General features: G+C 54.9%; 21 protein-coding genes and 1 tRNA gene. 5 read left to right on the plus strand and 17 right to left on the minus strand.

Annotated elements, in window-relative coordinates:
• Window positions 1-113: 113 nt before the first annotated feature.
• The 10 genes from H8Z83_RS06975 to H8Z83_RS07020 form a co-directional block, all read right to left on the minus strand.
• Complete coding sequence (locus tag H8Z83_RS06975) at window positions 114-776, minus strand: DUF6100 family protein (protein ID WP_187014368.1); 663 nt, start codon at window positions 774-776, stop codon at window positions 114-116.
• 9 nt (window positions 777-785) lie between these two features.
• Entirely contained in the window at window positions 786-1,316 is a 531-nt protein-coding gene (locus tag H8Z83_RS06980) for a DUF5697 family protein (protein WP_108979817.1), read from the minus strand.
• Between the two features lie 101 nt (window positions 1,317-1,417).
• Window positions 1,418-4,360, minus strand: coding sequence for a VirB4 family type IV secretion system protein (locus H8Z83_RS06985; RefSeq protein WP_187014369.1), 2,943 nt, complete (start codon window positions 4,358-4,360; stop codon window positions 1,418-1,420).
• 20 nt (window positions 4,361-4,380) lie between these two features.
• Window positions 4,381-5,760 (minus strand): C39 family peptidase, encoded by a 1,380-nt coding sequence (locus H8Z83_RS06990; protein WP_187014370.1) that lies wholly within the window; start codon window positions 5,758-5,760, stop codon window positions 4,381-4,383.
• A complete protein-coding gene (locus tag H8Z83_RS06995) occupies window positions 5,760-6,983 on the minus strand; it encodes a hypothetical protein (protein WP_187014371.1) in 1,224 nt (407 codons plus the stop codon). The genes H8Z83_RS06990 and H8Z83_RS06995 overlap by 1 nt, the downstream gene beginning before the upstream one ends.
• A gap of 10 nt (window positions 6,984-6,993) precedes the next feature.
• Window positions 6,994-7,704, minus strand: coding sequence for a hypothetical protein (locus tag H8Z83_RS07000; protein ID WP_148337153.1), 711 nt, complete (start codon window positions 7,702-7,704; stop codon window positions 6,994-6,996).
• A gap of 151 nt (window positions 7,705-7,855) precedes the next feature.
• Window positions 7,856-8,245 carry a fimbrial protein gene (locus tag H8Z83_RS07005; protein WP_187014372.1) on the minus strand — a complete coding sequence of 130 codons (390 nt, stop codon included), beginning with the start codon at window positions 8,243-8,245 and terminating at the stop codon, window positions 7,856-7,858.
• A gap of 215 nt (window positions 8,246-8,460) precedes the next feature.
• Window positions 8,461-9,066, minus strand: coding sequence for a hypothetical protein (locus H8Z83_RS07010; protein WP_148337152.1), 606 nt, complete (start codon window positions 9,064-9,066; stop codon window positions 8,461-8,463).
• Window positions 9,063-10,142, minus strand: a complete 1,080-nt coding sequence (locus H8Z83_RS07015) for a hypothetical protein (RefSeq protein ID WP_187014373.1) — start codon at window positions 10,140-10,142, stop codon at window positions 9,063-9,065. The genes H8Z83_RS07010 and H8Z83_RS07015 overlap by 4 nt, the downstream gene beginning before the upstream one ends.
• 545 nt (window positions 10,143-10,687) lie before the next feature.
• Window positions 10,688-11,020 (minus strand): SpoVA/SpoVAEb family sporulation membrane protein, encoded by a 333-nt coding sequence (locus H8Z83_RS07020; protein WP_187014374.1) that lies wholly within the window; start codon window positions 11,018-11,020, stop codon window positions 10,688-10,690.
• 126 nt (window positions 11,021-11,146) lie between these two features.
• On the opposite strand from H8Z83_RS07020, the gene hemW reads away from it, so the two are divergent.
• The 5 genes from hemW (at window position 11,147) to H8Z83_RS07045 (ending at window position 14,764) form a co-directional block, all read left to right on the plus strand.
• Window positions 11,147-12,358, plus strand: coding sequence for a radical SAM family heme chaperone HemW (hemW, locus tag H8Z83_RS07025; protein WP_187014375.1), 1,212 nt, complete (start codon window positions 11,147-11,149; stop codon window positions 12,356-12,358).
• A gap of 46 nt (window positions 12,359-12,404) precedes the next feature.
• Window positions 12,405-13,442: a putative ABC transporter permease gene (locus tag H8Z83_RS07030; RefSeq protein ID WP_187014376.1), complete on the plus strand. Its 1,038-nt coding sequence runs from the start codon at window positions 12,405-12,407 to the stop codon at window positions 13,440-13,442.
• A 318-nt stretch (window positions 13,443-13,760) separates the two neighbouring features.
• Window positions 13,761-13,949, plus strand: coding sequence for a DUF1540 domain-containing protein (locus tag H8Z83_RS07035; protein WP_243184800.1), 189 nt, complete (start codon window positions 13,761-13,763; stop codon window positions 13,947-13,949).
• Window positions 13,950-13,985: 36 nt separating this feature from the next.
• On the plus strand, window positions 13,986-14,387 hold the full coding sequence (locus H8Z83_RS07040) for a TSUP family transporter (RefSeq protein ID WP_256435318.1): 402 nt from the start codon (window positions 13,986-13,988) through the stop codon (window positions 14,385-14,387).
• Complete coding sequence (locus H8Z83_RS07045; RefSeq protein WP_187014379.1) at window positions 14,384-14,764, plus strand: TSUP family transporter; 381 nt, start codon at window positions 14,384-14,386, stop codon at window positions 14,762-14,764. Before H8Z83_RS07040 ends, H8Z83_RS07045 begins: the two co-directional genes overlap by 4 nt.
• 39 nt (window positions 14,765-14,803) lie before the next feature.
• On the opposite strand, the gene H8Z83_RS07050 is transcribed toward H8Z83_RS07045, so the two are convergent.
• From H8Z83_RS07050 to H8Z83_RS07080, 7 genes are all read right to left on the minus strand, one after another.
• Window positions 14,804-16,096, minus strand: a complete 1,293-nt coding sequence (locus tag H8Z83_RS07050) for a S1C family serine protease (protein ID WP_187014380.1) — start codon at window positions 16,094-16,096, stop codon at window positions 14,804-14,806.
• 9 nt (window positions 16,097-16,105) lie between these two features.
• Window positions 16,106-17,563, minus strand: coding sequence for a sensor histidine kinase (locus H8Z83_RS07055; RefSeq protein ID WP_187014381.1), 1,458 nt, complete (start codon window positions 17,561-17,563; stop codon window positions 16,106-16,108).
• 1 nt (window position 17,564) lies between these two features.
• The gene (locus H8Z83_RS07060; protein WP_187014382.1) at window positions 17,565-18,272 is read right to left on the minus strand and encodes a response regulator transcription factor; all 708 of its coding nucleotides are present in this window, start codon (window positions 18,270-18,272) and stop codon (window positions 17,565-17,567) included.
• 124 nt (window positions 18,273-18,396) lie between these two features.
• Entirely contained in the window at window positions 18,397-19,482 is a 1,086-nt protein-coding gene (locus H8Z83_RS07065) for a polysaccharide deacetylase family protein (protein WP_187014383.1), read from the minus strand.
• A 76-nt stretch (window positions 19,483-19,558) separates the two neighbouring features.
• Entirely contained in the window at window positions 19,559-20,572 is a 1,014-nt protein-coding gene (gene spoIID / locus H8Z83_RS07070; RefSeq protein ID WP_187014384.1) for a stage II sporulation protein D, read from the minus strand.
• Between the two features lie 177 nt (window positions 20,573-20,749).
• Window positions 20,750-21,640, minus strand: coding sequence for a DUF4300 family protein (locus H8Z83_RS07075; RefSeq protein ID WP_243184802.1), 891 nt, complete (start codon window positions 21,638-21,640; stop codon window positions 20,750-20,752).
• Window positions 21,641-21,957: 317 nt separating this feature from the next.
• Window positions 21,958-22,044: transfer RNA gene (locus H8Z83_RS07080), tRNA-Leu, on the minus strand.
• Window positions 22,045-22,190 lie beyond the last annotated feature (146 nt).

A 22,190-nucleotide genomic window follows, 5' to 3' on the forward strand; every position in this document is an offset into this window, starting at 1 on the left:
CTGACCAAGCAAAAAACACCCAGCCAGAACACCTCACTCAAATCACTACCTATTTCTGCAGCCCCTGGGTGAGGACAGCCCGAAGGCTCAAAATCACTACCTATTTCTGCCTCTCATTCAAAGCAGGAATTGGTAGTTGATTTTACGTGGTTTTTAGCCCATGTAGAGAGGGTCTCGGGTCGCATCAGATAGAACTCTGTGCAGTCTCGATCAGACACCTTTGTGGCCTGAAGCACCGTACACAACAGCCCGCTGTCGTTGGTCAGTAGCATAGACTCGATCACATCTAGATATCTCTTGGTTTCGATGTTATCGTAGTCTCGAATGCGCCGCTTACCGAGTGCCTCATCGTAGTTATGGACAATGCAGATAGCACAGCTTCCGAACCGTTCCATCGGATTTTCCTTGAGGAAGTCGAGGAGTGCATAGCGCAGAGGGCGTGTCAGAAACGCCTGATTATCCCTCTGGTTTCGCTTCGGTAGGATTGCAGGCACTGTGATTTTGAGCCAGTCATGGGTCTCATCGATCCGAATTCCAAGCAGATCAGCCACCTCACCGTAGAAGTGTGCGGTATCATCACGGACCGTTCGAGCCGTGAGATTTCGCAGGGAGACCGTGGAAACTTCAGCGTTACGAACCAGGCTGAATAGTTTCTGCTGGGGGTTGAACTGATCCATGCGCTCCAGATTATTGGCTATCTGGAAGAGTTCATGGCTGATGCCGTCATAATCTGAAGCGACCTGGCGCATAACAAGGATATATTTGGGGTTTTCCATCGTGTAACCTCACATCTTATAGATTTGCTCAACACCATTCGGGCCGACTAAGATGCCATAATCGTTGACCAGTCTGGGCTCTACCTCATCCAGAGTGCTCAGATCATCAACAACGATCAGGCGGACTGTCGCTTCCGCAACCACGGTACGAGCTGCATTGATTGCAGGGATATTCTGCTTACTGCCAGGGATCAGGTCATAATCCTTGGCCGCAGAAGAGAACGATAAAATAGCCGGAGGGTCGCTTGCGCAGAAGTCCAGCACATTGTCTCGCATTTTGATGAATGCCCAGAATACCATGACAGATTCAAGGGTCTTTCCGTGGTCCAGCGAGTACCTACTTGTGGCAAGGAATTGGCCGTCCGGCGAAAAGTAGGCCAGACCCTCTCGCCGGAGTCGTGCGAGGATCTGGCCATAGGAACGATTGCTCAAATGATTGAAGAGCAACCGCATTTGTCGCTGTTCAACGACCCCGAAGATGGTCAGCAGCCGAATGATAAAGGCCACTTCTCGATCTCGGGCAGCATATGCAAACTTCATTTTGCTCTCCTTTGTGTAGACTTAGGAAACCGCATAGTGTAAAAGATCTTTGCTGTTACGCATAATGTAGAGCTAATGTAAACGACATTCGTGGTGTGTTTTCATAAGTCAGCATTATGCGCATTTTTAGCCATCTTTTCCTGGAGGATTTGATTGAGCTCCATGCGGTCTGTAGTGATCAACTGCTTCTCCAGAGGGGAAGCTTTGAAGGAAACAGTGATGTGGTTGGAGTTTGTTGAGATTAGGCCCTGGCCGCGCTCAAAACGGGTAATCGACATGATCTCAGCATCCGACAGGTGGAGGATGCTCTGTACTCTTCGGGCTTCATCGTCCTCCAGATTCAAAATGATCTTCGTCTTGGCAACATTCAGGATGCCTTTGCCAAATCGGCTCCTGTCAAGGTCGCCGATATCCTGCGTAGCTGCAACAGCTGCGCCGCCATAGCCACGGATGATTTTGAAGATTTCTTGGACCCATTCTCCGGCCAGCGCCTTTGCATTATTCGGGTTACTGGTATCGTCGTCTCCGATCAGCTCCCACGCCTCATCAATGAAGATGGCTTTCTCCTTGGTGCGATCCTCCTTTGCCTTATCCCATACATAGTCCAGAGCAACGAACATGCCCACAGGGAGCAGCTCGCCTGTAAGCTCAGAGATGTCCAGTACGGTATAGAGGTTATCAAGTTGGACATTGGTGTGTTGGTTGAAGGTCTTCGCAGAGCCGTTGACAAGACGATTGAGAATGTTGCCCATGCGCTTCGTTTCCGGAGACTCCATAAGGATCTCATAGACATCTCCCAGCAGGGGCATCTCGCGATACCGATCCGGGTGGTCTGGGTCGATCAGCGACTCGTTGTTGTGAGTGATTCCTTTTTTTGCATAGGTTCGAATCAGAGCCTCATCCAGAAGCTGACGCTCTTCATGGTTGATATCGGGGATCAACAGAGAGAAGAAGATGTGCAGCTGTTGGATCTTTTTTGCCAGAATGGAGTTCTCATTGACAACGCCATCTATCAGCTGATTGGCGCTCAAGTCTTGCTTACGGATCTCACAGACATTGATGCACTGCTTGGAGGCAGGGCTTATGGAGATAAACTCACCTCCGATATTGTTGCATGCGCGCAGGAACTCATGTCCCTTCAGAGGAGCGATAATGAATACCTGCGTGCTTTTACGCCTCATGCGCAAAGCGATCAGCTGGAGCGTGAAGGTCTTACCTGCGCCGCTTGTTCCAAGAAGTACCATATTGGCGTTTTTGTAAACCCGGCTATTGAAGATATCCACGATGACCAGGCTGTTGTTATGCTGATTAACACCGAGCAAGATGCCATTCTCGTCACTCATCTCAAACGAGGTGAAGGGATAGCAACTGGCCGCAGAGGATGTCAGCATATTGCGCTTGCTGGCCTCGAACAACTTCTTATCCAGCTTACAGAACGGAAGGATCGAGAGAAGCGCCTGTTCCTGCCTGAAGCGGCAGATACGAATGTCCATATCCTGTGAGATCATAAGGCGACGCACTTCAGAGATGCGCCACTCCAGGTTTTCCAGAGTATCTGCAGTAACCGTGACCAGGGTGTTGCAGTAGTAGAAGTCCTCGTAGTTCGCAAGACCTTCCTTCAGGAAGTATCCGGATCGAATGGCGCTTTCGAAATCATCGAAGTCCGTATTCGTGTCCGATGTATCCTTGAGTCGGCTGCGGTTAATTCGGATCTGCTGACCCAGCTTAGCCTGGATACGCTCTTTTGGCTCGCGGGAAAAGAAAAAGTCCACATCGATGCCTTCGCCCGCATTGACGAGAATGCTCGTCCAACCGGCGACCACTCGGGGGTTATACCCGTCAGAGGGTACGATCAGATATGCATGATAGACACCATCCATGACGACATAGGACCCACGGGTCAGGTCAATGGACTCAGGTGCCAGCACACTTTTGAGTGGTACAGGAACCGAAATGTCGGTGTCCTTCCGCGCTGCCTGCAGTTCACGGACCCGCTTCTCAACCGGCTTCACTTCGCAGGTGGCACGATTGAAAATGGTGTAGAGGACTTCCATAAGGAAGATGTTCTCATCCTCATGAGCGACAACGGCATTGTCACAGTGCAGAAAGTACTGACGCGCTGTTTGAACAGCGGTCTCCAGTGCAGATACAATCTCTGCGTATTCCGGCTTACGATTGGTGACTGCCTCATACTCAAAGATGACGAGGAAGCGTCGCGTGATGGCCTCACGGGAACCGATCGTCTGGATTAGATGGTAGTAGTCCAGTTGGAGATCCCGGCACTTGGGATTATCCTCTGCCTCCATTTCACGCTCAATGGTATTGAGGTGCTTGCCGATATCGGCCTTTTTTGTCAGCACTTTGATTTGGACCTTTACAGGAGAAATCTTCATCCAACTTGCGAAGCTGGCGACGATGTTCTTCTGCTCGGAAATGTTACGGAGCAAGAAGTTGATCGGCTCCACCTCGATCACACGGAGATAGCGACCATCTGTAGTCTCGATAATGCCGTTTCGGATATCTCTGACCGGGATGAAGTCCTCTGCGTGGAGAGGCTGCTTTTTCTTTGCAACTGATGATTTGTGCTTGCTTGCTTTATGGGGTTTCTTCACAGGTTTGCGCTTTTTCCGCTTCTTGGGTTTCTCCTTGATCTTGATCCCTAACTGCTCGGGCGGCTTAGGTGCCGACATTCCCGACACAGCCTTCATTGGTTTTTCAGGTGCCTCTGGAACCGGAGTGTCTGATCGGTATAGTGTCCTGCGATGGATGAGCCAACGCACCCAGTTAACAGCGAACTCAGAAAGCGAATCACCTTCAAATCCAATCACACCAATGATTCCAAGTGGCAGAGACACCAGGCACAAAATGATGATCCGTGTAGTAAGGGAAAAGGGCAACTTGATAATGGGGACACCTGTTAATAAGACGAGCACGCAAGCTTCAATCGCATTGCGTGCTCGAATCATGCCGCCAAATAAGCGCCCACTTGTGAGAAAGTTTGGTGGGATATAGTAGACATCCCGATCTTCATTCGGTTTGCTCATATTTGGCCTCTATTCTGTTGTCAGTTACCGATGATCCAAAACGGCCCACCGGATCCAGCGCGCTTACTAGCTTCGTTGAGGATAATGGACATATCCCAACTCTTCTCGGAGCGCTTATAACTGGAAGGATCTGCGACGAGTATCTTTCCGTCAGCTGTGCAGCCGCGCAGCACAATGAAGTGGCCGCTGGAAGTGAAGTGTCCCTTTGTCATGATGGCGACCACGAGCTTTCCATCAGCTAGGGCATCAACGATGCGCTGGGGCTCTGTTGCCGTACAGCCCTCTACACTCAATCCCCAAGCCTCAGCAGCACCGGGAATTAAAGAGTGGTACGAGCCGTTTCCACTACACCAATAGCCGTTCTCATAGGCCCATTGTGCCATGTGAGGAGGATTGACAGTTTCGGATGTCAGGCTGGATACAACGATGGACATAGCGGTAGGCCCACAGGCGTAACCGCCAATGGTGTCTGTGCCGTACAGTTCGTACTTCCAACGTTCGTCCAACTGGTTGTAGTAGACCACCTGCGTCTCACCATCTGAGAAAATGACTCCGTCATAGGAAAGTCCCAAGGCAGAGAATTCGGTTTCACTCAGGCCCTGGTAAACACCATCGCCCAACAGAACGGTGAGGTTTTGCGCATACTGGCTTGCCAATAGCTTTTGGTCGTCTGACAGGTGGAAGACCTGATCGGCAAAATAAGCCTCGCCATTGTATGAGATGGTGTAGACTCGGATGGTCTCATAAGTCGGCTCGGGAGGTTCCTCGGTTGTGGTGTCAGGTGCAACCGTTTCCGTGCTTTCTGCTTCAGGCTCAGAGGGGACTTCTCTCACCTCGTCTGTATAGGTGAACGAATAGAGTTTGTCCTTGTTTGCTGCAAGCAGGCTCTCCATATCATCCTTGGAAATGGAGGTCGCGTCAGTGTCTTTATAGGCACAGTACTGGGAAACGATTGCATTGGCGTTAAACACCACATCGGAACCGAACGGATTATTGACTTCCTTACTGTCGCAGCCGGAAGCAGCGAAATCACTGTCGATCCGTGCCAGCACATCATTGAGTCCCTCAGAGAGGATCATGCTGATGCCGCTGTTGATATCCGCCAAGTTCTGCACCAGCACCGTATCATCGGAAATCCCGTTAGGAGTATCAGTGCCATCGCCAAACAGGGATCCGAATATCACCGAGGGCAGCATGGCAATAATCAAAACCGGAAGCAAGATGACGGCTACGATGGGAATGATCCACTTCTTTGAGGATTTTGCGGCCTCAACGGCCGCCCCATGAGCGCCGCCAGTTGCGGCACCCTTTGCGATGCTGGCAATGGCTTTACCGGTTTTCGCAGCGCCAGCTACTGTAGATTCAGCAGATGACTGTTGCTGTCTGTTCTCTTCACTCATTAGACTTTATCCTTTCTCTTGGGTACGGGCGGCATTTGAGGAACAATGCGCTCCTCATACCGAATCTTATCGTCGCCATCCTTATAGGGAGTCTTCTCGACAGTCGGCTGTGCATATTGCCTGTACCAGGAAGAGCCATCTAACGTCTCTACGGTATCGTAGGGGCCGGTAGGAGCCATATACTGCTCAGTGCTATACATAGCGAACTCCCGTTCAGACTGACCATCAGGAGCAACTTCGTGTCCTGTGATGCGGCCTCCGCCAATTTCCACATTGCGGAATGTGGGAGGCGAACTGGGAACACCAGCCCCCTCGCGGACAGTGCCGGGAGATGGGGCCGTGGGGGTGGCAGAAGCTGTGTGCGTAGCAGTTGTGATCACGCCGGTCGATGTGCCTCCTTCAGAAACAGGTTTTGCTCCCACAGGAGAGGAAACCACCGGGTTGGGGGCACTGGGCGCCGCCCACGGTTGAGTTTCGGGTGGGATAACACCGGCTGCTGATCCTCCATCGAGGGTGACAACATCTTCGCCGTTCATTGGGGCAGGCGCCGTGGGAATTGTGACCGGATCATCCGTTTGTATCTCACTCGCCGCAGCACTTGAGTAGCCAAGATAACTGGTCAATGCTTCCGATGCCTGTTCTCCGGTGATTGAACCGACAGAGGATATATCTCCCTTTGCAACAGCTCCGATCACACTAGTTGCGAACTTGCCCCCGCTTGCTAAGCTGGAGCCGAACATAGCACCACCAATGATGCTGCTAAGACCAGATCCGGTGCCTGTTGCACTTGATGCTGCAGCATTACCCACAGCTCGTTTGGTGACCCCGACAAGGCCGTTTCCGCCACCGGTAAATGCTGCGCCGGCTGCCTGACCACCATTGTGTGTACCGTGCGAGGAGTGACGATTAGAAACCGTGCTTCCAAATGCACCTGCAGCAGTGGCGATACCACGGCCGGCTACCATGAGTTCTGCCAGCATACTTCCTCCTGTCCTGCCAACATTGACTCCCAGGGAAGCCATGAAGCTATCGATCTTCTGACTCACTTTGAGAAACCCAATGGCACACAGGAACCAGATGAAGACATTACCGGCAACTTCTTCTTGACTGGACGCTGCAATGGCACTTTCCACTTCACTCTCATCGATGGCAAAAGCAGTTGTGGACAGAGCACAGGTGAGCAGCACGAGCACAAGGATTGTGAATATGCGTTTTCGTTTCATGTCTACCTCCTCATATGGACAGCGGATTGGCAAGGAAGTTGCCAACCATGCTTGTGAACAGGCGCAGGCACCATGCATTCATGATCAAAAGGAAAAGCTGACCACCAAGCATTCGGCACCACGCGCTGAATACATTAGATGTGCTTTCTGACGCACCTGTCGCAAACGCAATGGGCGCCGTATAGATCAGAACTCCGACGAGGATATATCGTTCCGCTGCCTCAAACAGGAGCTTGATATAGTTCCAGGCAATGATGATCACAAGGATCAAAACAATAAGGCTCACGGATCCGGAGGCGAGACATCCGACTATCACCGTGAGCACGCTACCGAAGTTGGAAAACTCAATGGGAGGTAGTGCTGTATCGACAACCCAGTCATATGGTGTGCCGGCGATTCCCAGGATGAGCACCATGATCTGATCGGCAAACAGTGCCAGAAAAATGAAGAGGATAGACTTGATGGCGAGCTTGGTAGGGTCCTCCGCACTAAGGCCCACACCAAGCCCGAAGTTTTTGAAGAGCTGCCACACGAGGTTCAAAAGGATAAAGCCAACAGCAATCGCTGCAAAGACTTCGTAGAGCGTCTCAGCGGCTGGAAAGTAACGCAAGAAAGTGCTCATGTCACAACCCAGCGCTCCAAGAACGGAGCCTGTGACCAGGTCCAGCAGGTTCATGATCTGCGTGGCAATCCACTCAACAATGCTGTCTAAGATACCCATGTAACACCTCCTGCGTCAGATCAGAAGCAGCCCAACTCGTCGTCGAAGCTGCTCTCAGGCAGGAAGTAAGCCGCTGTCAAGCACATGGCGATGCCAGCGATGATACCGGATACCAAGCAGATGATGCTTTTTTTCATATCTTGTTTCTCCTTTAAGGCGTCCAAGTGCCACCGGCGAAGAAAGGCGTCACATAGGCCATGATAAAGCCAAGGCTATTCAGGATAGCCCAAGTAATGATGATCCGCTTCAACCAAGCACGGGACTCGTCAACCGTCCGTCCGGATCTGGAGAAGTTCATCAGAAGAAGCGCAACGGCAGCCGTAACAACTGCGGCAATGGTGCTGATGCTGAGGATTTGCGTATACACATCCTGCATGATCGCACTCGCCTTCGTCCAAATGGTATCCGCGGCGAAAGCACGAGTGGAAAACATGCTCAGCATCGTAGGCATCACAAATGCTATATACAGTCCACGACCAACGCTTACATTTCTGAATCGCTCCTGCAGCTTCTTGACGACGGCAGGTTTGTTCTGATTCATACTGGGAAGTCCTCCTTTCAACTAGAGCCGAAAAGAAAAGCCAGGGGCTTGGGCAGTGCGACCCAAACTCCTGGCTTATGCATGAAAAATGCCCCCGGCAGAGCAGAGGGCCGTCCATCGATGAAACTTTTCGACGCTATCATCTTAACATTTATGGAATACAGATGCAATTAAGCAGGACTTCAAATACAGTTCGGAAATAGTTCAATTTTAGTTCAGGGCAGAAATTGCTTGATGATTTCCATACAATCACGAGCCGTATAACCCCATAAAATGCGGTCGATGGCTTTGATCGCCATATTGAGGTAACTGTGATAAGTCACCATCGACATTTGGAAACCTATTCGCTCGAGCTCTGCAAGGATTGCTTCACGGTTGGCCAGCTTCCTCTCCGAGAAGTAGGTGAGATAGAGGATCTGGTACATCAACTCCCCATGATCCGGATCCAGCCTTACCGTGTTCAGCGCGTTTTTGATGATCTGGAGCATATTCTTGCTCCGTATGACCGTGCGTGCGTATCCTTCAAGCTTTGAGCCGGATAAATCAACCCCAGCAAGCTCTGCATTGACCTCCAGTGTGGAAAGCCGGGTGCCATGTTCCATCTCCATCCTGACATTCATGTCAGACTCCGAGATCTGGATCGCATAGGCCACCTTGCGGTATTGCTTGAGCAAGTACCTGGTGTTGTGATACTTTTCCACAGGCTTGCGTTTCATCGGCTTGTCCTCCAGATGATCTACGCCAACCTGAAGGCCAGTCTCAATCTCCGTCTTCAACGCTTCCTTCTCAAGCGCAAAGACGGGTGTGCTGTCAGAGGTCATGATTTCATCTCCTTTCCGAGTGTGGATTCTTTGGGCGGGTCACGACTACTCTTCTCCTGTTCAGACATCTCCCAGTCTAAAGAACTGTAGAAGACTAATGGAATCTGCCGAGCAAAAAAAGAGGAGCGAACCACCAGAAACACCTGTATTTTCAAGGACTTTCTGGCTTTACCTATTGTTTTCTCTGGCGGGACGCGAGACTCGACGCTGATATCGAGTTTGCTGTCGTCTGCTTCCACCACATCAATCGCCTTAGCAATACCAATGATCTCGCCAATCCTGCTTAGTTCGAGTTCCTCACAGCCTTCACCGTAGATCATCTCACGATAGCGGCACATTGAAATGACAGAGCCGCGTGAGCTGGAAAAACTCACACGGCTGATAATTCCATATTCGCCGGCCTTCAACATGAAGCGTCCGACTCGGGACTTTGACCAGCCCCAACGACGAGCAAGGTAAGTATATGAGAGCAGCGGCATACCTCGCATATTGGAGTAATAGACAACCGGCATATACTCAGATCCTCGCACTTTAGGGTCATTCAGGATTGTGTGGAGCCACATATCCATGATGGCGTCCAATTCACTGAATACAATTCCGACTTCCTTTCGTGCAGTCTTCAGAAGCAGTCTGCCGACAGGCAGCGGGAAGAAAAAGAATCCCGATCCTTTATAGCTGTAATAGTTATACTGTAGGTGTGTGCAGTGCTCTTTCCAATCGGCAATCGTGAAGCGGAGTATTTCCTTTTCCTCATCCAAGATCTCAAAGGTAAGGAATCCATGATTCTCGAAGTACTCCATCAGCTCAAGCGCCTGAGTCTTGGAGTGGACTCGAAGGATTCTGGGCAATGCCCCGAGTTTGCAGATCCACTGACCCGGTGCCTCCATATATCGGTCGTCATTGATCACGCGTTCATTGGATCGAAAATTAGCGTAGCTGAAGAGCGCCATGAGACTGAATAGATGGACAGTTCCTTCGTTCCGGAAATCCTTGTGATCATTGAAGTGTCGGAACCACGGCTTATAAACTCTTACCTTCGGAAAGCACACCAACTGTTGTTTTTGTGTGCAGTTCATCTCATACACCTCCTTCCTGACAGAGTTGTAAATAGAGTCGATTCCAAGTCCCCTGGTCAGGGGGACACAGGCATTCCAGCCTCGGCCCATGCTTGTGGGTGCGTCGTCCCTCGGTTTGAGACCTAGCCGGACGAGTGTACCATTATTTTCCCGTGCTGTCGTCGCAATGGAGCTTGACCAGGCCCCTTTCACTTGCTCATAGTGGCTCGAACACGGTGATGTCTTGGAATCGTATTCGGTTTTCAAGGTACAGTGCTGTGGTAACAGGTTGAGAGTCTGCGGTCGGCAAGTCATAAAACACCTCGAATGCACCTCTCGTAATGAATGTAGAAATGGCACCCCTTTTGACCACCCTTCAAAAAAGAAAAATTTCCCCATCGACTAAAATAGGCTGATGAGGTATTATGAAAATGCATTGAAAACAAAAAAAGCACGCACCCACCATTTAAGGTGAATGCGTGCAAATGATAAGTCGGGAGGAAGCTTTGATTTTGGACTAAATCAGCATACTCACTCCATAGAACCGACTGTATGTCTATTATAGGTCAATCCTCGGACTTGAAATCCAGTGCCGGTGAGGTCACTGCGTTGGAAAAGCCGGTAATGGGCACCAGCGTTCCCGCGCCGCCGAAGCGGGCCAGCTTGTTGTAGAGATTCAGTCCCGTCAGCAATGAGGACAGGGCCACCAGCGAACAGGAGGTAGCTGTGCCCGCGTCCTCCTCGGACAGGCCCAGAGATATCCAGCCGTCCAGAACGGCCTGTCCCAGAGCGCAGATGGCCCCACCCACGAGAAAGGCCAGACACACGTCCTTCCCCAAGGGGGACTTTTTCATTTTCCGCTGCACATACTGTTGGTATTCCCGGGGCGTCATATCCATAGGGCGACCTCTTTTCACAAGTTTTCCATAGTTTCCCCATTCCGGCGAAAAGTATGTGAAATTTCTTGCAATGCAGTCTGAAAAGCGGTAAACTGTTGACCATGATTCCAAAAGGAGGGCATTTTTATGAAAACCGTCCGGCCGCTGGGGCTGTACATCCACATCCCCTTCTGCAAGGCCAAATGCGTCTACTGCGACTTCTACTCCCTGCCCCATAGCGAGGACCGCATGGACGCCTATACCGACGCCCTCTGCGCCCATTTGACAGAAGCCGCGCCGCTGGCCGCGTCTCACACAGTGGATACCGTATACTTCGGCGGCGGCACTCCCAGCTACTTAGGAGAAAAGCGCCTGTGCAAAATTTTAAAGGTCATTGAAAAGCGTTATCAAGTGGCCCGCGACGCGGAGATCACTCTGGAGGCCAACCCGGACTCCGCCGGGGATTGGAAAGCTCTCCGCGCCCTGCGGCGCTGCGGCTTCAACCGGATCTCCTTGGGGATGCAGTCCGCCTGCGACGAGGAACTGCGAACCATTGGCCGGGTCCACACCATGGAGCAGGTCCAACAGGCGGTGGAGGCTGCCCGGAAAGCCAAGATTCAAAATCTGTCGCTGGACCTCATTTATGGTCTGCCCCACCAGACGCAGGAGCGATGGATGGAAAATCTCGCCGCTGCCGTAGCTCTGAACCCGGAGCATCTGAGCTGCTATGGCCTGAAGGTAGAGGAAGGGACGCCTCTCTTTGCCATGAAGGACACCGCCGGTCTGCCGGGAGACGAGGAGCAGGCGGATATGTACCTGCAAACCGTGGAATTTTTGAAGCAGTACGGCTATGAGCAGTACGAAATTTCCAACTTCGCCAAGCCGGGCCGGGAATCCCGGCATAACCTGAAATATTGGAAGCTTCAGGAATACGCCGGCTTCGGCCCCGGCGCCCACAGCGATTTCGGCGGCATCCGGTATGCCTATGAAAAGGACTTGGACGCCTACATCGCCGCCGCACACGGCGGACAGTTCCGCTTTTCTGAAAACACCGTCATCCCTCCCAGAGACCGGGACGTGGAGTGGGTGATGCTGGGTACACGGCTGGTCTCCGGTCTGGATCCCAAGGACTATGAGACCCGGTTCCGCCGCCGGTTTGATCCGATTTTCCTGCCGTTTCTGCAAAAGTGCGAGGTCGCCGGCTATGCTGTGTTGGAAAACGGTGTGTGGCATCTGACCCCCAAGGGCTTTTTAGTATCCAACCAGATCATCGGCGGGCTGCTGGATGCTCAGGCTGAGGAAAAGCAGCGCCGGGCAGACGCGGCGGCCCGGGGCGATTTCCGGGTCAATCTGGACTGACCCGCAGCCAAGCGGCACTGCTGATCCTATGAAAGGATGGTTTTCTATGTACGTTTACACGCCGGGGCAGTGGGCCCTGCTGTTCTTCTTCTATTGCTTCTGCGGCTGGGTCTGGGAATCCTGTTATGTCTCCGCCAAGCAGCGTCATTGGGTGAACCGGGGCTTTCTCCATGGGCCGCTGCTGCCCATCTACGGCTCCGGAGCCATCATCATTCTCTTCGCCACTCTGCCGGTGGCGGACAACTTCTGGCTGGTCTATTTTCTGGGTATGCTGGCCGCTACGGCGCTGGAATATGTGGTAGGCGCCGTAATGGAGCAGCTTTTCAAGGTCCGCTACTGGGATTACACCAAGCAGCCCTTTAACCTCCACGGCTACATCTGCCTGACCAGTTCGATCGCCTGGGGCTTTTTCTCCGATCTGCTGATCTATGTCATCCATCCCCCCATCGACAAGCTGCTCCATAAGCTCCCGGCCCTGCTGGTGAATCCTCTGGCCGCAGTGATCGCCGTGCTGTTCATCATGGATACGGTAAAGTCCACCAAGGCCGCCATCGACCTGCGGGAGGTCCTTACCAAGCTTACCGAGGAAAACGCAGAGCTGCGGCGGCTGGCCAAAAAGGCCGAGGCCGCCCAGGCCCGCACTGCCGAGGAACTGCAGGCTTTCCGGGAAAAGACCTCTCTGGACAGATACCTGCTGCAGTCCTATCTGGCTGACGAGCTGGAAGCCCACCGCACCGCCAAGCAGGTCCGGAAGCAGCGCCGCCGGGCGGCTCTGGAAAACGCCTTCCGCCGCCGAGTAGAATCCAAGCTGGAAATCCTGGCCAATATCGCCCAGGCTTTGGAAAAGACCCGCGCCGCGCTGGACGATGGCATCGACGAACCCGGCGAGCAGGAGCTTGCCAAGCATCGGGAGGAGCTGGACGCCCTCATCGCTGCCGTCCGCCAGAGAGAAGCACAGGTCCGCACCCGCTCCATCCAGCGCTATGAAACCGCTTTGCGGGTCCTCCGGGCCAACCCCTCCGCCAGGGCTAAGGCGGAACTGGGTGAAGCCTTTGACTCCCTGCGGAAGCTTTTGGAAAAATAATGATCGTATGATCGACAGGCGTTCCCAAAGGGAACGCCTCAGCGTGTCGAAAAAGTCTTTTCGCCCCGCTGAGCAAGTTTTCAGAACTTCACAAAAGTTCTGAAAACTTAGGATTTCAATGGCGCAGGACACCCTTCTTGGGTTTCCCGCGCACACCCTTCCTTACCGTTGCGGAGAATATACCACTTTATCGACAGTCTCAGGCGTTCCCTCCAGGAACGCCTGTTTTTTATGTTCGCCGCCGTATAAAGTTCAGGTCCGGGGACATACTACCTGACGGCGTAAGCCAAAATTTTTCTCATGCAGGAGGAACGAATCATGAAGGACTGCACCAACGGCGGCTGCCAGTGCACCCCCAATCAGAGCATCAGCTGCACCGTCAACAACTGCGCGCACCACTGCCAGGACTCCAATTACTGCGGCCTGACCTCCATTCGGGTCGGCACTCACGAGGCTAACCCCACCGAGATCAAGTGCACCGACTGCCAGAGCTTTGAGCTGAAATAACGGCTCCCTCCCCTCCGCCGCCGGGCCGAAAATCCTTTGACCCACCGGCGGAGGTCCGTACATACGCGAAAGGAAGGTGGCGTGATGGCTTCAAAATGGCCCGCCCGGATCGCCGGCGGTGCAGCTGGTCTTGCCAACGGTCTGTTCGGTGGGGGCGGCGGTATGGTATTTCTCCCCATTCTCTCCCGTTGGGGCAATCTGAAGTCCCGGCAGCTCTATGCCACCTGTGTGGCGGTCATTTTCCCGGTGTGCGCCGTGTCCGCCGCCATGTACCTCTGGCGGGGCGGGATGAATTGGGCCTCCGCCCTGCCCTATCTGGCGGGTGGGCTGCTGGGGGGCTGGCTGGGCGGAAAGCTCTACGGCAGAGTGTCCGCCAAAATTCTGAAGTGGATCTTCGCCGCCTTTCTCTTTTACGCGGGGGTGAGGTATCTGCTGTGACGGACTGGCTGCTCCCCTTTCTCTGCGGGCTGGGGGCTGCGGTGATCTCCGCGTGGGGCGTGGGCGGCGGAACGCTGCTGCTATTGGTGATGACACTGTTTTTAGGCGTGGACCAGCGAATGGCCCAGGGCATCAACCTGCTGTTCTTCCTGCCCACAGCCATTTCCGCCCTGCTGTGCCACTGGCAGAAGGGATATCTGGATACACCCACATGGAAGGCTGCCGTTCCCGTGGCTGTCCCGGCGGCACTTGCAGGGGCATGGATCGCCACAGCGGTGGATGTGGACCTGCTGCGCCGCCCCTTCGGTATCTACCTGCTGCTCTCCGGTCTTTCGCTGATTTTCCCCCAAAAGGATCATAAAACCCCCGGCGGCTGAACTCAGCCGCCGGGGGTCATTCGTTTCATTTAGAGGGGATCACTTTTCCACGGCCTCAGTCAGTTCCAGCGTTACCGTCAGGATCTCGCCGCGGCGCCAGAGGGTCAACGTCATCTCGTCTCCCACATGATGCTGCCACCGGGCCCGCAGCAGATCCGCGCTGCTGAGGGTCTCCTTGCCGTCCGCCGCCAAAAGATAATCCCCGGCCCGGACGCCAGCCCGGTCCGCCGCGCCGCCCGCCGTGACCTCCTTCACCTGAATGCCCCACAGGTGCTCCGCCAGCTGGTCCGGCACTTGCAGAACGGAAACGCCCAGCAGCGGCTCCGGCTGAGGCTCGCCGTAGATCAGCAGATCATTGACCACCCGCTCCGCCTGCACGGAGGGAATGGCAAAGCCAAGACCCTCCACCGTGGAATATCGGGCATACAGCTTCATAAAGTTGATACCCACTACCTGCCCGTAACTGTCGATGAGCGGGCCGCCGGAGTTGCCGTTGTTCAGCGCCGCATTGGTCTGGATCAGTGGCATGGAGGTCCGGCTGGTAAGCTGGATCTCCCGGTTGACAGAGGAAACGATACCATCCGTGAAGGTGCCGCCCATCTCAATGTCCAGGGGCGTACCGATGGCGTACACAGGGTCGCCTACGGACAAAGCGTCGGAATTTCCGAATTCCGCAAAGGGAAGAGCCTCCTCCGCATTGATCTTCAGCACAGCCAGATCGTACCCGGCGTCGCTGGCGATATACTTCGCCGCATAGGGCCGTCCTCCGGACAGCAGCACCGTGCAGCTCTTGCCCCCGGCTACCACATGGTGGTTGGTGAGGATGTAGCCGTCCTCCCGGAAGATCACACCGGTTCCCACAGACATCCGGCCGCCGTCCAGATCCACCGCCACCGTGACCACGGCGCCGCTTACCTTCCGGTAAACCTCCTGAGCCGAAAGCGCATGGCTGCGGTCCTTCGCCAGTTCCAGACGAGCGTCTGCATCCGGTTCCTCAGTGGGAATGGTAATGGGGGCATCCTCATCCTCCTGATCCTGGTCATAGTAGTAATAATCGTCCTCGCCCCAGTCATCAGGCATTTGCAATTCCCATATCAGCCACCGCACCCCCGCCGCCAGCAAAGCGATTACCGCCGCTATGGCCAGAAGGATCATCAGCCCCTTCCACACCCGTCGCTTTTTCCTCCGAGATCTGGGCGTTGGCTCTGTGGGTACAGGCTCCACGGCCCCCGGCAAAGGCCGGGAATAGGTCTCCACGATCTCCGCGGGGAAATCTCTGCTGTATTCCTCGATGACTTCTCCCCGCGTCTGCAGGGTCCTGCGCTCGCTCATAGTACCTCTTTACTCCACCCGCAGAGAAAACGTGAAGGTGGTCACGCCATTCTCGCTGGTGACATTGATTTCTTCCTTGTGCTGCTGCAAAATGGTCTTGACGATATACAGGCCCAAGCCATAGCCGTCCTTATCCTCGCTGCGGGACTTGTCGCTTTTGTGGAACCGCTCAAACAGCAGCGGCAGCTCCTCCGCCGGGATGGTCTCGCCCACATTTCGGACGGTGATCCGGGCCTTGCCATCCATCATGGCCACGCCCAGGTAGAGGGTGGAGCCTTCCCGTGCAAATTTGGCAGCGTTTTCCAGCAGGTTGTAAATGACCTGGGTGATCATATCGTTGTCGCCCAGCACCAAAATTGGCTCATCGGGAATATCCGCTTCCACATCCAGATGCCGGTCATTGATCTTCTTCTCCATGGAGATCAGTACCCGGCGCATAGACTCGCACACATCGAAATGATTACCGTTGCGCAGGGGATCGATAGCCTGCAGCTGGCTGACATCCAGCATCCGCCGCACAAGGCGGCTGAGACGGCGGCTCTCGTTGGCGATGATCCGCAGATACTGCTTTTCATTCTCAGGCGGGATGGTACCGTCCAAAATGCCGTCCGTATACCCGGCGATGGTGGTCATAGGGGTTTTCAGCTCGTGGGAGATGTTGGCGATGAACTCCCGGCGCTGACGCTCCGTCTGCTGCAAGGACTCTGCCATATTATTAAAGGAAGCCGCCAGCTCGCCGATCTCGTCCTCCCGGCCGTAGTCATTCATGCGAACATCAAAATCACCGTCGGCATACTGCCGGGTGGCAGCAGCCATCTCCCGGATGGGCTTGATCTGCCGCATGGTGGTAATGGAGGACGCCATAAAGGAGATCATCAGCACCACGAAGCCCGTCATCATCAGCAGTCCCGCAAAGGCCCGCCACAGATTATCAACGGAATCCGAGGCGCAGACGGTGAACACCGCCCCCAGGACCTCCCCGGTGGTCGGGTTCACCACGGACACGCCGCCCACAAACTGCTTGCTGGCATAGATCTGGTCCAGACGGCTCCGCCCGGCCCAGGTGCCGTCTGCGGAGACCTTGTCCATCACCGATGACGGAATGGTGACGGGCCGGCCCTCCATAGTGGCATCCGTGGACAGGAGGACATGGCCATCCATATCGCACACCAGAATATCCATTTCGGAGATCACGGCGGCAGTGGCCGCCAGCTGACGGAACTGCTCGTCCTTCTGCAATTCCTCCATAGAGAGATAGCGGCCGGTCTCCAGATACCGCACGGACAGCTTGCTCACCGCCATCGCCCGGACCATCAGCTCATCGGTTTTCTGCCCCCGGGCATAGGAATAGCTCAGGGAAAAAAAGGACACGCCCAACAGCACCAGCGTCAGGAACACCATGCCCACGGTGACGGCCATCTGCCGCCAATAGAGCCCGTGAAACCGCTCGCGGAACCAATCCTTCATATTACTTCGCCTTGTCTGCCGTCTGGCCGCCAACGGTCTCGAACTTATAGCCCACGCCCCAGACGGTTTTCAGCGCCCACTGGTCGCTGACGCCCTCTACCTTTTCTCGCAGGCGCTTGATATGCACGTCCACGGTGCGGCTGTCGCCAAAATAGTCGAAGCCCCACACCTCGTCCAAAAGCTGGTTGCGGGTGTAGACCCGGTTGGGGGTGGAGGCCAGATGGTACAGCAGTTCCAGCTCCTTGGGGGGCGTGTCGATCTTTTTGCCGTCCACGATCAGCTCATAGGAATCCAGATCAATGGTCAGCTTGTCGAAATGGAGTTTCTTGCTGGTGTCGTTGGGGATCTCCGTCCGCCGCAGAACGGCATTGATCCGGGCGATCAGCTCCTTCATCTCAAAGGGCTTGACGATGTAGTCATCCGCGCCCATTTCAAGGCCCTGAATCCGATCAAAGACCTCGCTCTTGGCCGTCAGCATGATGATGGGCACCTTGCTGGTCTCCCGGATCTTGGCGCAGACCGCCCAGCCATCCATCACAGGCAGCATGATGTCCAACAGGATCAGGTCCGGTTCCTTCTTCTGGAACTCCTCCAGTGCTTTGCCGCCGTCCCCAGCGATGCGGACATCAAAGCCTTCCTTTACCAGATACATGTGGATCAGGTCGGAGATATTCTTATCGTCTTCTACAACCAGAATGTTGCGTCCCATAGGGTCTCCTCCGTTCTGCAGGGCCTTCCGGTCCCGTTTCTTATGTTCTTCTCTACTTTATATTACCCTAAACTTCGTCAGGGTGTTGAACGTTTTGTAAATCTTGCGCCATTTCAGCCGCCGGTCAGCCGATTTCCGTCATCGCCCGGCAGTAGTGGCCCGCTCCCTGAGCGGAGATTACAAATTCCCGCAGGCCCGCGGCAGAGGCAGTGGTCCCCAGCCAGACAGACACATCCCCCCGCCGGGCCGACACCCGCTTCATCAGCGCGGAGGCGTTGGAGCTGCTTTCCAGCTTGTAATCCGACCGGTCCATTGAGGGTGTCAGGCACCGCCAGCCGACCTCCTCCAAGGCCTGCAGCTCCGTCTCCTCCGCATCCGGCACGTAGGCCAGCCGGGTCTTTCCCAGAGTGGCCCGGTACAGGGCTTCATTGCCCCGCCGCAGCTGCTCCGCCGTGTCCTCGCCGCTCTCCGCCAGAATGCCCACCGCATGACCGGAGGCAGTCATCCGCCGCAGCAGCTCGCCGTTGGACTCCAAGAAGTCCGGCGTGCAGTAGAAGGTGGCCCAGCCGTTGGCACGGTCCAAGGCGTCCAGCAGTCCGGAGGTCCGCTGATCCGCTTCCAGACACAGATGGATCCTAGCCCCCCGCGTCGGTGCGGAGGGTGTAACCGGTACATTGGGCGTGGTACTGGACGTGGCACCCTTGTTATACGCGTTGTAGCGCTCTTCCATATTGTAGGTCGCCGCATTGGCAAAATCCTTGGCGCTCATGCCGAAATCCGGAGACCGCAGCCACACCAGATAGCCGTTGGTCACATCTGTCACGGAATATTGCAGGCCGAAAAAGTTTGCGACGGTAGACGCCGGGACAAACACCAGTCCGCCGGACTGAATGACGCCGGGGGTGAACAGACTGCCGCTGCTGTCCTGCGCCGTACCTTTGGCCCAGTCAAACAGCATGGCCCGGCGGTCCTTTTCCAGCACCGTCATCTTTTTTGCGGTATTGTTGATGACAGAGATCCCCAGATTGGTGAATACAGAGGCCGGTACATACAGATAGCCGTTGGCCCAGAAGGGCATGGTGGCATCTGTCACCGGCAGAACGCTTTCCTCTGCCGCCACGAAATACACACTGCCCGCCGCTTTGGCCGGAAAAGCCAATTGAAACAGCAGCAAGCAGCACAGCAGACCCATGGCCCATCGCTTTTTCATCAGCAGTTCCCCCTTTGCGGCAGTTTTTTAATAAAATATTTTACCACATTTGCTTCTGTCTTGTAAAGTCCGTGACTCAGCCGTTGAAGACCTCCACCGTCACGCCGGTATAGTAGTGGGTCAGGATGGTCTGATAGTCCGCGCCGCTCTCCGCCATGGCATCCGCGCCGTATTGACTGAGGCCCACGCCGTGGCCGTAGCCGGTGACGTAAAACACAAAATTGCCGTCCTGCAATTCCCATTCAAAGCAGGCGGAGCGCAGCCCCAGTGCGGCGCGCACCGTACCGCCCCGGACCGTCACGCTCCCCACCTCCACCGTCTCCACGCTGCCGGCGCTGTCCCGGATAGGATCTTTCAGCCAGCTTTTCTTGTCCCCGGAGAGATCGGCAGAGGGGATCTTCGCCAGCAGCTTTTCCTTCAGCGCCGCCGGGGTAAAGTCTACGCGGCTGTAATAATTGGGGATGGTCTCCTTGGCTTCGGGGGAATCCACTGGCTTCAGGTAGGGCAGATCGTTCTGCCACACCTGCCCCGCAGCCCGGGTCAGCCCCGCAGAACTGGAATGGAACACCGCCAGAATTGGAACGCCGCCGTAAAGGATGGCCTCCCCATCGGTAGATGTCACTGCATCACGGACCTTTTTCTCATAAGCGTCCGCCTGTGCCCCCCAGTTGGCCCGGGCCTGCTCCATGGCGATATACGCCTGACAGCAGGTAGAGTCCGTGCAGATGTCCGCCGTGTCCCCATGGCTGCTGCCGGCTGTCAGCTTGTAAAGGGTATAGGTACGGGCTGCCACCGCCTGAGCCTTCAGCGCCTCCTCTGCAAAGGACGCCGGCATCTCTGCCGCCGTGACGCCCACCAGATAGTCCGCCAGCGTCATTTCCCGCACAGTCTCTCCGTCCAGCACCCGCAGGGTCCGGTCCGCGTCATAAACAGCCTTTACCGCAGGCTGGACCGGAGCCGTCTGCTCCGTCCGGGGTAATTCCGTATGCTCCGGCAACTCCGCCGGTTCCCGGGCTACGGCCAAGGGCAGCAGAAACAGCCCCAGCAGCGCCGCCACCGAGGTCAAAGCCGTATTTTTCCAAAGCTGCATAGCGATTCCTCCTTTGCTTGTCCAATCTATGCGGCCATCAACAGAAACATGTGCCCCGGTGCAACGTTCTGCACACAAAAACCGGCAGACGCTCCGCACGTCTGCCGGTTTTTCAAGGAAACCAATTATTTTTACTGTATGATTGCTGATACGGTATCCGCAGTCCCGTGCCGCCGCTCACTCCGCCATCAGGCTGTCATTTTCCATGATGAAGGGCCGGGTGGTATCCTGTCCCCAGGAGGTATCGTACTTTGCCATCAGATAATTGCGCAGTTCCGCCCGGTTTCGCAGCTTTACCAGCCGGTACGGCTCCTGAAAGGCAACCTTCTCGATCAGGCAGAAACTCCCGTCCTCCACAGGCAGCAGCACCCCCACATGCCCCACAAACAGCGTATTCTCCGTGTCCGAGAACCTGTCATGCAGGACAACGGAGATCAGCCGGGCGGTGCTGTCCGAGAATGCGACGCCCCGGGCGGCCCAGCCCGCCTGAAGCGTCTTGGCCTGCTCGTCCACGTCCGTACTGTCTGCGGCGGGCACCGGCGCAAACAGCGCGCAGAATTTAGCAGTGCTGTCTCCGCAGAGAACGGCGGGATCTTCGGTCAGCGTTTCCAAATCCAGAAAAAGCGTATCCTCTCCCTGAGTCTTCGGCTGATCCGCTCCGACGGTGACGAACTCACCGAACAGGCTGAATGCCGTAATGCGGCAGTTATAGCCGGGGAAGCTGCCGTTTTTCTCCACCCACAGATCCTGCATCTCATAGGGATCGTACTTGGTGTCGGTGGGGACAGCGCGCTCAAAGCCGTTCGTCAGCCATTCACTCTTAACACTGGCGTTGAACTGGTCCACCCGGTCAAAAAGGCCACGGATCCGGGTCTCGTCTATGCCCGCGTTCTCAAGCAGCCGGGAGAGCAGAGCACGGGAATCCTCGTCCGTCAGATTGGCGTATTCGACAGGTTCCGGCGTTGGCTGCGGGACGTCCGGCTCTGTTTTGCCGCCGCAGCCGGTAAGGGTGGCAAGGATGAAGCTGACAGCCGCAAGGATCGCCAGCAGATGGTTTTTCCGATTCATAAATTACGTTACCTTTCCTGTGTTCGTCCATTCTGCGGTGCAGAACAGAGCGCATCATACGTCCTTATACTATGCACATATTGGCGAAAAATATCTATACAGAATTCCGAGGACCACCCTGACCGCTGCGGTTTCCTCCTGTTTTCCCATAAGATCTGCCGCATACGGACAGCGCATACCGCAAACGAAATGTGCATGAAGTTTTCGTGCACCATTTCCGGTTGCCCCGCAGGGGCGAGGAAGTGGCACATTTCTTATTTTGCTACACTTTTGCATAGCAAAAAAGGAACACCACCCTGACGGATGGTGTTTCTATTTGGTGCCGGTGGTGGGACTCGAACCCACACGGTATCGCTACCAACGGATTTTGAGTCCGTCACGTCTACCAATTCCATCACACCGGCATTAACGTTGTTCATTATATCGGATGAATGGCCAAAATTCAAGAGGAATTTATGTTTTCGCCGTAAAATCCCTGATTCTGCTGGAAGAATGGCGGTTCCCTCTTGTAAAGAACGAAAAATAGGAGTATTATGCTTATAATTGTACC

The organism is Dysosmobacter segnis (assembly GCF_014297285.1).
Taxonomy (GTDB): Bacteria; Bacillota; Clostridia; order Oscillospirales; family Oscillospiraceae; genus Oscillibacter; species Oscillibacter segnis.